13 protein-coding genes are annotated in these 12563 nt (G+C 52.0%); all 13 read left to right on the top strand.

Features of this window, described 5'->3' with window-relative positions:
* The first annotated feature begins 125 nt into the window (after positions 1-125).
* The 13 genes from RIC05_RS17945 (at position 126) to RIC05_RS17885 (ending at position 12380) form a co-directional block, all read left to right on the top strand.
* Complete coding sequence (locus RIC05_RS17945; RefSeq protein ID WP_350045941.1) at positions 126-2270, top strand: RelA/SpoT family protein; 2145 nt, start codon at positions 126-128, stop codon at positions 2268-2270.
* Positions 2271-2448: 178 nt separating this feature from the next.
* The gene (locus RIC05_RS17940) at positions 2449-3111 is read left to right on the top strand and encodes a DUF2062 domain-containing protein (protein ID WP_350041931.1); all 663 of its coding nucleotides are present in this window, start codon (positions 2449-2451) and stop codon (positions 3109-3111) included.
* A complete protein-coding gene (locus tag RIC05_RS17935; RefSeq protein WP_350045940.1) occupies positions 3108-3860 on the top strand; it encodes a pyridoxine 5'-phosphate synthase in 753 nt (250 codons plus the stop codon). The genes RIC05_RS17940 and RIC05_RS17935 overlap by 4 nt, the downstream gene beginning before the upstream one ends.
* Positions 3857-4252, top strand: a complete 396-nt coding sequence (gene acpS, locus RIC05_RS17930; protein WP_350041929.1) for a holo-ACP synthase — start codon at positions 3857-3859, stop codon at positions 4250-4252. The genes RIC05_RS17935 and acpS overlap by 4 nt, the downstream gene beginning before the upstream one ends.
* A gap of 27 nt (positions 4253-4279) precedes the next feature.
* Positions 4280-5026: a signal peptidase I gene (gene lepB / locus RIC05_RS17925; protein ID WP_350045939.1), complete on the top strand. Its 747-nt coding sequence runs from the start codon at positions 4280-4282 to the stop codon at positions 5024-5026.
* Positions 5026-5709 (top strand): ribonuclease III, encoded by a 684-nt coding sequence (gene rnc, locus RIC05_RS17920; RefSeq protein WP_350045938.1) that lies wholly within the window; start codon positions 5026-5028, stop codon positions 5707-5709. Before lepB ends, rnc begins: the two co-directional genes overlap by 1 nt.
* A complete protein-coding gene (era, locus tag RIC05_RS17915) occupies positions 5702-6640 on the top strand; it encodes a GTPase Era (protein WP_350045937.1) in 939 nt (312 codons plus the stop codon). Before rnc ends, era begins: the two co-directional genes overlap by 8 nt.
* A gap of 43 nt (positions 6641-6683) precedes the next feature.
* Positions 6684-6917 (top strand): hypothetical protein, encoded by a 234-nt coding sequence (locus RIC05_RS17910; protein WP_350041925.1) that lies wholly within the window; start codon positions 6684-6686, stop codon positions 6915-6917.
* On the top strand, positions 6914-7081 hold the full coding sequence (locus RIC05_RS17905; RefSeq protein WP_350045936.1) for a hypothetical protein: 168 nt from the start codon (positions 6914-6916) through the stop codon (positions 7079-7081). Before RIC05_RS17910 ends, RIC05_RS17905 begins: the two co-directional genes overlap by 4 nt.
* 9 nt (positions 7082-7090) lie before the next feature.
* The gene (gene recO / locus RIC05_RS17900; protein WP_350045935.1) at positions 7091-7846 is read left to right on the top strand and encodes a DNA repair protein RecO; all 756 of its coding nucleotides are present in this window, start codon (positions 7091-7093) and stop codon (positions 7844-7846) included.
* Positions 7847-7977: 131 nt separating this feature from the next.
* On the top strand, positions 7978-10221 hold the full coding sequence (parC, locus tag RIC05_RS17895; RefSeq protein ID WP_350045934.1) for a DNA topoisomerase IV subunit A: 2244 nt from the start codon (positions 7978-7980) through the stop codon (positions 10219-10221).
* Between the two features lie 240 nt (positions 10222-10461).
* Positions 10462-11007: a TRAP transporter small permease subunit gene (locus RIC05_RS17890; protein ID WP_350041921.1), complete on the top strand. Its 546-nt coding sequence runs from the start codon at positions 10462-10464 to the stop codon at positions 11005-11007.
* A complete protein-coding gene (locus RIC05_RS17885) occupies positions 11007-12380 on the top strand; it encodes a TRAP transporter large permease (RefSeq protein ID WP_350045933.1) in 1374 nt (457 codons plus the stop codon). Before RIC05_RS17890 ends, RIC05_RS17885 begins: the two co-directional genes overlap by 1 nt.
* Positions 12381-12563 lie beyond the last annotated feature (183 nt).

Here is a 12563-nt window from a genome sequence, read left to right as displayed (position 1 = left end):
ATCTGATCCCAATTCAAAAGAAAAGCCACGGTATTATCTTCCGTGGCTTTTTTTTGTCTAAATCGTACTATCTTATGAAGGGGTTCACTCGATACCCTTGACGGAATTTGCGGAGACGCCCCTGAATGATGCGCCAATACGAACTTGTTGAACGGGTAAAGGCCTATGACCCTGATGCGTGCGAAACCACGCTGAACCGGGCATATGTTTATGCTACCCAAAAACACGGTTCGCAAAAGCGCGCGTCGGGCGATCCGTATTTTTCCCATCCGATCGAAGTCGCGGGCATTCTGACCAATTACAAGCTCGACTGCGATACGATCATCACAGCTTTGCTGCACGACACCATCGAAGACACCGATGCAACGCCAGAAGAGATCACCAAGCTTTTTGGCACCAACATCATGAAGCTGGTCGATGGTGTGACCAAGCTGACCCAGATTGAACTGAAATCAGCTGATTCCAAACAGGCCGAGAACTTCCGCAAGCTTCTTTTGGCGATGTCCGAAGACATCCGTGTTCTGTTGGTCAAGTTGGCCGATCGTCTGCATAACATGCGGACCCTGCATTATATCTCCAAGCCAGAGAAGCGCGTTCGGATCGCAGCTGAGACGTTGGAGATTTATGCACCGCTTGCCGAACGCATCGGTATGCATGACATCAAGGAAGAGCTTGAAGACCTTGCCTTCCAGCATATCAACCCCGAAGCCCGCGAATCCATTCTTGCCCGCCTCGAATTCCTGCGTGAGAAGGATGACAATGTCGTAAGCCGCATTGTGAGCGAGCTTACCGATGTCATTTCGCGCCAGGGGCTTAAAATCGATATTTATGGCCGTGAAAAGCGCCCATATTCGATTTGGCAGAAGATGCAGCGCAAGAACATCACCTTTGGTGAGCTTTCGGACATTATGGCTTTTCGCGTTTTGGTCGAAGATATGCCGCAATGTTACGAAGTTCTTGGCTATATGCATGCCAATTACAAAGTCGTTCCGGGTCGGTTTAAAGATTACATCTCAACACCAAAACCAAACGGCTACCGTTCCATTCATACGACCGTGCTGGGGCCGGAAAATCATCGGATCGAAGTGCAGATCCGAACCCGGCATATGCATGAGGTTAATGAAAACGGCGTGGCGGCACACTGGGCCTATAAGGAAGACAAGCCAAGCGGGGAGCAAAAAGAAGGCGTTCAGTACCGTTGGCTGCGTGATTTGCTTGATATTCTTGAACATGCGTCCGAGCCCGAAGAATTTCTGGAACATACCAAACTGGCCATGTTCCAGGATCAGGTATTCTGCTTTAGCCCGAAGGGCGATGTTATTGCGCTTCCAGCCCGCGCTACGCCCGTTGATTTTGCCTATATGATCCACACCCATATCGGGGATACCTGTGTTGGGGCAAAGGTCAACGGGGCGATGGTGCCGTTGCGGACCGTGCTTAACAATGGCGACCAGATCGAAATTGTAACGTCCAAGGCGCAAACACCGAATCCGACGTGGGAGAGGTTTGTTGTTACGGGTAAGGCGCGTGCGGGTATCCGCCGCTTTATCCGTCAGCAGCAAGAAGATCAGTATCGGGATCTTGGCAAGGCGATCCTGCAAAAAGCGTTTCGTCAGGAAGGGTATGATTATTCCGACAAGGCAATTGATGGCGTTCTGAAAATCTTCAAACTGCCATCGGTTGATGCCGTTCTGACATCGGTTGGGGCAGGGCACCATACCGGGCGTGAAGTGGTTCACGCGGTCTTTCCCGGAACCAAGGATAAGGATGCGGGCCGCAAGATCGTGCCGATTGATAAGGCACGGGAACGCAAACATGATCATGCGATCCCGCTTAAAGGGCTTATTCCGGGCATGGCCGTGCATTATGCGGGTTGTTGCCATCCGCTGCCGGGGGACCGGATTGTCGGGATTGTGACAACGGGCAAAGGTGTGACAATCCATACAATTGATTGCGATACGCTAGAGACCTTTACCGAGCAACCTGAACGCTGGCTTGATGTTGGTTGGGATAATGATGGTGAGCCGGAGCACTTTGTCGGTCGACTTAGCTTGACCGTCGGCCATGAGCAGGGAGCATTGAGTTCAATCACCAGTGTTATTGCCAAAAACCACGGTAACATTACCAATCTGCGCTTTACCAACCGGACCGCAGACTTCTTTGAAATGCTGATTGATGTTGATGTTGTCGATGTCAAACATCTGACCAATATCATTGCCGCGTTGCGCGCGACACCTGTGGTCAATACAGTCGAACGTGCGCGTGGGTAATGATAGATCGTAACCCCATTCATCTTTTAGGTGATATCGACGTAAAAGCCTTGCCAAGTGCGCGGTCAGCACTTACGCATAAGCCTCGTGTTTTTATCGCGTTACCTGATTTTTTCCAGAACTGACTTGCATGTTTCGGCGCCGTATCAAACCATCATCATTTGAAAGAGTTCGCAGCGTGGTCTGGCCGCGCGGCGGCTGGCGTCGTTCATCTCAATATTTTGCCCATCGTGTCGCGCGTTTGCCCGGAACACCCTATAGCATTGCTTCGGGTTTTGCCGTCGGGGCGGCTGTTTCATTTACGCCGTTTATCGGGTTCCATTTTGTCCTTTCAGCACTGATCGGTTTGCTGATCCGCAGCAATATGGTCGCATCGCTGCTTGGCACTGTTGTCGGTAATCCGTGGACGTTCCCGTTTATCTGGTTGTGGCTCTATACCTGTGGCAACTGGATACTTGGTGTTGATGATACTGCCGTGGCCGTGCATTTCGATATGGCGGTTCTGTGGGACTTTGTTGTTCTTGGCGTAAACTATATCGGTGGCGGGGTGATTTTTGGCCGCTGGGATGTTGCTGATCATACGACGCTGGTGCAACTTTGGCACAGTATGGTTGATATCATCTGGCCAATGCTAGTGGGCTGTGTGCCGACGACAATCGTGATCTGGATGCTGTTTTATTTCCCGGTTTATCGGGCGGTCGTTATCTATCGCCATAATCGTATTTTACGCCGGATGAAGAAAACAGAACGGCACGGTCTGGGCCCGATGCTTGAAAGTGCCAAAGAAAAGATCGGCAGTGCTGCAAAGAGTGCCACCAGAAAGCAGGATGAAACCCAATGAGTTCGAAACTTCGGCTTGGGGTCAATATTGACCATGTTGCGACCATCCGTAATGCCCGCGGCGGGGATTTGCCTGATCCGGTGCGTGCGGCGGCATTGGCAAAACTTGCTGGTGCGGATGGCATCACAGCACATTTGCGCGAAGATCGCCGCCATATCCTTGATGCGGATATGAAAAGACTGCGCAAAGATATTGATTTACCATTGAATTTCGAAATGGCAGCCACGGACGAGATGTTGAAGATTGCGCTTGAAACAAAGCCGCATGCCGTATGTCTTGTCCCGGAAAAACGCGAAGAACGCACGACCGAGGGCGGACTTGACGTGGTCGGTGGCCATAATCATTTACAACGCTTTGTGTCTGATCTTGGGAATGCGGGCATTCGTGTATCTCTGTTTATCGAGGCGTCAAAGGAACAGCTTGATGGTGCCAAACGCCTTGGTGCACCTGTGGTCGAAATTCATACCGGTGCGTATTGTGATGCTAAGACGCAAGAAGACCGGGACCGTGAACTTGAACGTATTCGCACGGCTGTGAAATACGGGGCAGGGATCGGACTTGAAATTCATGCCGGTCATGGTCTGAATTTTGAAACGGTCAAACCGATTGCCGCCATTCCGGAAGTCGCCGAACTGAATATCGGGCACTTTTTGATCGGCGAGGCGGTGTTTATCGGACTTGAAGCCGCAATTGTTGAAATGCGTCGCTTGATGGACGAAGCACGTGCGCAAACAGATGGTGCTAAATGATCATTGGGATTGGCACGGACTTATGTGATATCCGTCGGATTGAAGCTGCTTTGGAGCGCCATGGCGAGCGTTTTATGAAGCGCGTCTTTACCGATGTCGAGATCGCGCGTGCGACCCGGAAACCGCATAGAACGGCATCGTCACTGGCGATGGCGTTTGCCGCCAAAGAAGCCTGTTCAAAGGCACTTGGAACCGGGTTCCGGCGGGGTGTTTATCACAACACGATGGGTGTGGTACATCAAGCCAGCGGCAAACCAGATATGGTTTTGATTGAAGGCGCGCTTAAAAGACTTGAAGAATTAACCCCGGATGGGAAAACCCCATCCGTGTATGTGACCCTGACGGACGAATACCCACTGGCAAATGCTGTCGTGGTGATTTCGGCTGATTGACAGATAAAGTGATTGGTTAAACACGGAATGGAAAAGTTTGTGCAGAAAAAGAAAGCGGGTGGTTTGCTCGACACCTTGAAAACCGTTTTCTGGGCCATTGTTATTGCACTTATGGTTCGGACATTTGCCTATGAACCGTTCAATATTCCGTCTGGATCGATGATCCCGACCTTGTTGGTGGGCGATTATCTGTTTGTTTCGAAATTTTCCTATGGCTATTCGAAGCACAGCCTGCCGTTCAGCCTGCCGATTTTTCCGGGCCGGGTTTTTGAATCTGAACCGGACCGTGGCGATGTGGTTGTGTTCAAGCTGCCTGCAGATACCTCGCAAGATTACATCAAACGTGTGATTGGTCTTCCCGGGGATACTGTTCAGGTGACCGATGGCCGTCTTTACATCAATAACAAACAGATCGAACGCGAACGGATCGAAGATTACATCCTGACCGATGGAAGTGGCCGTTCCGCCGCCGTGCCGCAATATATCGAAACGCTTCCGAATGGTAAGGTTCACCGTATTCTTGAGCTGTTTGGCGATCAGGGACCAAGTGACAATACCGAAGCATTCACAGTTCCCGAAGGTCACTACTTCATGATGGGTGATAACCGCGATAATTCGGCCGATAGCCGCGCTTTCCCGGCGCGCTTCCGGTTTGTTCCGGTTGAAAATCTTGTCGGTCGCGCTGAATTCCTGTTCTATTCCAAGGACAGTTCGCAGCCGGTCTATGATTTTGGCAGCATCCGGTATGATCGTCTGTTTCAGGGGGTTAACTGATGAGTGACGGCATACCGGTGATCGTTGAAATTGATCACGGTTTTTCAGACCCCGATTTGCTGCGCATTGCGCTGACGCATCGAAGTGCCGCAAAAGGCAAAGATGCGTTGAGTGGTGGCAACGAGCGCCTTGAATTTCTGGGCGATCGCGTGTTGGGTCTGGTCGTTGCCGAGATGCTTTACACCCGATTTGGCCGGGAACGCGAAGGGGCAATGGCAAAACGTTTTGTCGCACTTGTCCGTCGTGAAACCCTTGCGCGGGTTGCCGTTCAGATTAATCTTGGCGATCACATTCAGATGGCCAAAGGTGAACGTGCGGCTGGTGCGGACACAAATCCGGCAATTTTATCTGATTGCATGGAAGCCGTGATTGCAGCACTCTATCTTGATGGTGGACTTGAGCCAGCGCGAAGCTTTATCGAAAAGCTGTGGACGCCGCTTCTCGATGAGGCTAACAAGCCGCCACAAGATGCAAAAACGCAATTGCAGGAATGGCTGCAAGGGCGGGGTAAACCGTTACCGAAATACGAAATGGTCGGCCGTGAAGGCCCGGCGCATGCGCCGATGTTTACCATCGAACTGACCACCAGCGATGGTGAACGCGTCAGTGCCGAAGGAAAATCTAAACGCGAGGCGGAACAACTGGCCGCCCAATTGATGTTGGATAAACTAAGTGATGAATGATGTTCCCACTCCGGTGAACGAAGAAAGATTACCTTATCAGCAACGTTGCGGCTTCGTCGCACTTGTCGGTGCCCCGAATGCGGGGAAATCTACATTGCTGAACCAGCTTGTCGGAACGAAAGTATCGATCGTCTCGCCAAAGGTTCAGACGACGCGTACGCGTGTGCGTGGCATTGTCATGACCGAAGATGCGCAGATTGTTTTCATCGATACACCGGGTATCTTTGCGCCAAAACGCCGACTGGATCGGGCGATGGTCAAGGCCGCATGGAACGGTGCTGATGATGCCGATCTGGTTGTGCTTGTCATTGATGCAGGCACCGGTGTTACCGAAGAAGACCAGGCAATTATCAAGCAGCTTAAAGACCAGCACCGCAAGGCGATCCTTGCGCTGAACAAGGTTGATAAGGTTGCCGATAAGGAAAAGCTCCTGCGTCTGTCGCAGGACCTGTTTGCCAATGAAGTCTTTACCGACGTCTTCATGATTTCGGCCAAAAAAGGTGCCGGTACGCAGGATTTGGTCAACTTCCTTGCAGCCAAAATGCCTGATGGCCCGTGGATGTTCCCTGAAGACGATGTTTCGGATATGCCGCTTCGTCTGTTGGCCGCCGAGATCACCCGCGAAAAGCTGTATTATCAGTTGCAGCAGGAATTGCCTTACTCGGCAACGGTCGAAACCGAGCTTTGGGAAGAGCGCAAAGACGGCTCGGTCAAGCTTGAACAAACCATTTTTGTCGAACGTGAAGGCCAAAAAGCCATCATTCTTGGCAAGGGTGGCAAGCGTATCAAGTCACTTGGCAGCGATGCGCGTAAGGAACTTGAATCTATATTTGAACGTCGGGTCCATTTGTTCTTGTTCGTCAAAGTGCGCGAAAATTGGGGCGATGATCCCAATCGCTTTGCCATGTGGGGACTGGATCCCAACGCTTAAATCTATGCGTCACGCTGATGGACCATCAATAGCTGGATAAGTAATGGAAATCGGATCTGTTTGGGGTATCGTCTTGATCGTTGTCGGCGCTGCTGCCGCAATGATTGTTGCCCGTGTTGCCAGACGTCCTTTCCGTAACCGGTCTGCCCGTCCATCAGCGGAACGTGACAAGTCTTTCTTGCAAAAACCCCTTAATCTGCTTGCGCTTCTTTTTGCGCTCAGCGTCTTTTTGCTGGGTCTGTTTTGGCGGATAACGGGCGGAGGTCCCAACGGATGACCCACCATTCTACCGACCCGATTGATCATGCCATTGATGATGACGAAAAACGTTCATGGACCCGTAAGGCAGTATTTGCTGTCGCGCTGATCTGTCTTGGTTCCTGCCTTCTTGGGATGTTTTTCCTTGTTACCCGTCTGATTGTGCCCAGCGGATTTTTCTAAGGGGCATGTATGGACTGGCGTGATGATGGCATTGTTCTTTCGACACGCAAGCTGGGTGAAAATTCGGTCCGCCTGTCTGTTCTGACCCGCGATTACGGCCGACATTCGGGCATGGTGCGCGGTGCCACCAGCAAATCCATGCGTGGCACATTGGAACCGGGCAACGAAGTGCGGGTAGGGTGGTCTGCAAGGCTTGCCGAACATCTTGGACAATTCCGCTGCGAACTGACCGGGGCGCATGCCGCGGATATTTTGCTGCAACCCGGCCCCTTGATGGCGATGAGTTCGGCTTGTGCCATGTTGGATGCAACCCTTCCTGAACGTGAAGCCCACCCTGATTTGTATCACGGTACAATTGCATTACTTGGCGCCCTTAAAGCTGAGCAATGGTTGCCATCCTATATCCGTTGGGAAGTCGGTCTTCTTGAAGAATTGGGGTATGGATTGGCACTTGATCGGTGTGCCGCGACGAATGAAGTGACTGATCTGGCTTATGTCTCGCCCAAAAGCGGTCGTGCCGTTAGTGAGGCTGCGGGCAATGCCTATCGCGACCGTCTTTTGACTTTGCCGGCGTTGCTGGCATCGGGTCGGGCATCACAGTTGCGTAAAAGTGTCGGTTTTGGCGAGCAGTTACGTGATGGGTTGAAATTGACCGGGTTTTTCATTCACCGCGATATTTTTGAGGCAAAAGGCATCAAGCCGGTTGCCGCCCGCGACCGTCTTGTCAGTCATGTCTGGCGTTTAAACGCCGATGATGAAAAATAAATTGATCAAATTGATCGGCATATGTTGACCGCGCCCATGCCCAGCGTAGTATGTTGCCAATAACGTAAGACATTCGGAACACGAATGGACTTGCACCTGTCCATTCTGCCAAGCAACAAGAAAAATCGTTCATGAGCACAAAGACTTCCGATCCGGCCAGTGCCGGTCAAATCAGGGAAACCCGCCTTGCAGACGCGCTAAGCGAACGGTATCTCGCCTATGCGATGTCGACAATTATGTCGCGTTCTCTGCCTGATGTGCGCGATGGCTTAAAGCCAGTGCATCGTCGTCTTCTCTATGCCATGCGCCAGCTTAAACTGAACCCGGAACACGGGTTTAAGAAATGCGCGCGTGTTGTCGGTGACGTGATTGGTAAATATCACCCGCATGGTGATCAGTCGGTCTATGACGCGCTTGTGCGTTTGGCGCAGGATTTTGCCGTGCGTTATCCACTTGTCGACGGGCAGGGCAATTTCGGTAACATTGATGGCGATAATGCAGCAGCCATGCGTTACACCGAAGCCCGCATGACCGCGGTTGCCGCGGCGTTGATGGATGGTCTGGACGAAGATGCTGTTGATTTCCGCTCGACCTATGATGGCGAGGAACAGGAACCGGTTGTCATGCCGGCGGCCTTCCCGAACCTTCTGGCCAATGGCGCTTCCGGTATCGCGGTTGGTATGGCGACCAATATCCCGCCCCATAATGCAGGTGAACTTTGTGCAGGCTTGATCAAGCTGATTGATAAGCCAGATACATCAATTGCCGAACTTGTGCGCTGTGTGCCGGGACCAGATTTTCCGACCGGCGGGGTTTTGGTCGAGCCACCTGAAAACATTCTTGAAGCTTATGCGACGGGGCGTGGATCTTTCCGCCTGCGGGCAAAGTGGGAAGTCGAAAAACTGAGCCATGGTCTGTATCAGATTGTGGTTACAGAGGTTCCCTATCAGGTGCAAAAGGCCAAGCTGGTTGAGCGTATCGCCGATCTGATGATGCTCAAGAAATTGCCGCTTCTGAACGATGTGCGCGATGAATCAACTGATATCATTCGCCTTGTTCTTGAACCGCGCACCCGGGCGGTTGAACCTGAACATCTGATGGAAATGCTGTTCAAAAACACCGAACTTGAAATCAGGTTCGGTTTGAACATGAACGTTCTTGATGGCGATAACACGCCACGCGTGATGAATTTGCGCGAAGTTCTGCGTGCGTTTCTGGCGCATCGTCAGGAAGTTTTGATCCGTCGTTCCAACCATCGACTGGCCAAGATCAATCACCGTCTTGAAGTGTTGGAAGGTTATCTTGTTGCCTATCTTAACCTTGATGAAGTGATCCGCATCATCCGGTTTGAGGATGAGCCGAAAAACGCCCTGATGAAGGCGTTTGACCTGACCGAAGTGCAGGCCGATGCGATCCTCAATATGCGTTTGCGCTCTTTGCGTAAGCTCGAAGAGATGGAAATCAAGAACGAGCACGCCAAACTGACCGCAGAAAAAGAAGGCCTTGAAGCCCTTCTTGGCAGCGAAACGATGCGTTGGGAAAGAATTCGCAACGAAGTCGAGGTTATGCGTCAAAACTTTGGCAAGAAAACCGCACTTGGCAAGCGCCGGACTGAAATCGGCGATGAGCCCGAAGAAATCGAAGTGCCGCTTGAAGCCCTGATTGAACGCGAACCGATTACGGTTGTCTGTTCGAAAATGGGCTGGATCCGTGCACTTAAGGGCCATGTTGCCGATGTCAGTGATCTGAAATTCAAAGACGGTGATGAACATCGCTTTGCCTTGAAGGCCTTCACCACCGACAAACTTCTGATCCTGTCGACGGCAGGGCGCTGCTACACCATGTCATGCGATAAATTGCCCGGTGGTCGTGGCAATGGGGAACCAATCCGTCTGTCGATTGATCTGCCCCAGGAACATGACATTGTTTCGATGGTCATTCACAAGGATGGCCGGAACCTGTTGGTTGCAAGTTCCGGTGGCCGTGGCTTCCAGGTTGCTGAAAAAGACGTGATTGCCCAGACAAAGAACGGCAAACAGGTTCTTAACCTTGGCACGGGCGAGGTTGCCAAAATCTTCATGCCGGTTGAAAACGATCATGTGGCTGTGCTTGGGGACAATCGAAAACTTCTGATCTATCCGGTGGCCGAAGTTCCTGAAATGACCCGTGGCCGTGGTGTGATATTGCAGAAATACCGTCAAGGTGGTCTTTCGGACCTGATCCTGTTTAGTGCCGAAGAGGGCCTAAGTTGGGCGATGGGTGGCAGCGAAGGCCGGACCCGCACCGTTACCGATCTTACGGAATGGATTGGCAAGCGTGCCGGAGCAGGGCGGATGCCACCAAATGGCTTCCCGAGGTCAAACAAGTTCGAATAACGGCGTTATGCATTATTCAAAGTCAAAAAGCCGGATGGTATTTCACCATCCGGCTTTTTTATCAGCATGTTTGGTCAAATTTGTCGCTTGCCACATCATATGCTGCAAATTTCCGCAGAAATGGGCGAATTGCGTGCCAAAAGATATAGCGTTTTGGGTGGTTAAAATGTAACTTCGCAACCTGATTAGCAGGAAGCTTGCAATATTCCTGTGAGATTAATAAGGGCTTGGGAGTGAATCGTGAGATTTCTGGGAAATTTCGTCCACGCGATAGACAGTCTGAATGACTGGATAGGTCGCGGGGTAGCCTGGCTTGTGATCCCGATGGTGGTGATCACGTTTTTGGTTGCCACATTGCGTTACGGCTTTGCGGTCGGCTGGGTTTCGATGCAGGAAAGCTATATGTGGCTTTACGGCATCATGTTCATGGTCGGGGCAGGTTATACGCTTTTACATGGGGGGCATGTGCGCGTTGACGTGATCTACCGTCCGGCATCTGCACGCTACAAGGCATGGGTTGATCTGTTCGGGTCGCTGTTTTTGCTGATGCCGGTGGTGATCATGATCTTGATGTATAGCTACCCGTATGTTGTGACCAGCTGGCACCGTCTTGAAGGGTCGCACGAGACGGGCGGTCTTCCGGGTTTGTTCCTGTATAAATCTGTGATTTTGGTGTTTTGCGTTTTGATGCTGCTGCAAGGGATGTCCCTGGCAGCGCGCAGCGTTCTGGTGCTTGCCGGTCATAAAGAATTTGAAATCCATGAAGAAGAGCACGAGGGCGTTTAATGACGGGTGAAGTTCTTAGCCTGGTAATGTTCGCCGTAGCTTGCGGCGTGCTTATTCTTGGTTTTCCGGTTGCCTTCTCGCTTGCGGGCACCGGTCTTGCTTTTGCGCTTATCGGCAATGCGATGGGTTCGTTCGATATGCCGCTTCTGGGCTCTTTGCCATCGCGCTATTTCGGTGTGATGACCAATGAGCTGTATGTTGCCATTCCGCTGTTTGTCTTTATGGGCGTGATGCTCGAACGTGCCCGCATCGCGGAAAAGCTTCTGACCACCATGGGCATGCTGTTTGGCACCATGCGGGGTGGCCTTGGTATTTCCGTGGTGATTGTCGGTATGTTGCTGGCAGCATCCACCGGGATTGTTGGTGCGACGGTTGTGACCATGGGCCTGCTTAGCCTGCCTGCGATGCAGAAAGCCGGTTATGATCCGAAACTGTCCACGGGCATCATCTGTGCGTCGGGGACGTTGGGGCAAATCATTCCGCCATCGATCGTTCTGGTTCTGTTGGGGGATATCCTGCAGGGTGCCTATGCCGAAGCACAGCGTTCGATCGGCAACTGGGCACCAGAGCCGATCTCGGTGATGGACCTGTTCGCAGGGGCCTTCATTCCGGGCATCATGCTGGTGTGTTTGTATATCGGCTGGATCATCATCAAGTCGCTCATTGACCCGACTTCTGCGCCGGCCCTTGTCGTAGGCAAGCGCCCCAAAGGGCTTTGGGGTGAGGTGCTGCGTGCACTTTTGCCACCGGCTCTTTTGATTGTTGCGGTTCTGGGGTCGATCCTGACCGGGATTGCAACACCGACGGAATCTGCGGCCTTCGGGTCGGTTGGCGCGATTGTTCTCGCAGCGTTCTACAAACGCCTTGATATGGCGGTTCTGCGCCATGTCGTCCGTCAGACCGTTCAGGTCAGTGCGATGGTGTTTGTCATTCTGCTGGGGGCTTCGGTATTCTCGCTGGTGTTCCGCGGTCTTGGTGGCGATCAGCTGGTTGAAGACCTGCTGCACAACCTTCCGGGTGGCGTGTTCAGCGCGATGCTGGTTGTGATGCTTTTGATGTTCTTCATGGGCTTCTTCCTCGACTTTATCGAGATCGTGTTTGTCGTGGTGCCGATTGTCGGTCCGATCTTGCTCAAGATGGACATTGATCCGGTTTGGCTTGGCATCATGATTGCGATCAACCTGCAGACCAGCTTCTTGACACCGCCCTTTGGCTTTGCGCTGTTTTATCTGCGTGGTGTAGCACCGCCTTCGATCAGAACGTTTGATATCTATCGCGGTATCATTCCGTTCGTTGCGATCCAGATGCTGGGGCTTTGCCTTGTGGCAGCCTTCCCATGGTTGGCCACCTGGTTGCCGAGTGTTCTGTTCTAGGCAAACGCCACAACACAAACTTCAATGAAAAAGGCACCCGATTGGGTGCCTTTTTCATTCGGTGCCGGATAGATATGAGGCTTACGAGGCACGCATCGGGCAGGGTGGGTTGGGGGTTCCCCTATGGGGGGCTTTGTTGCGTTTGGCGCAAATAAAAAGGGCTGGCAAACAAATGCCAGCCCT

This window comes from Thalassospira sp. (assembly GCF_040218635.1).
GTDB lineage: Bacteria > Pseudomonadota > Alphaproteobacteria > Rhodospirillales > Thalassospiraceae > Thalassospira.
This window is presented reverse-complemented; position numbering and strand designations above follow the sequence as displayed.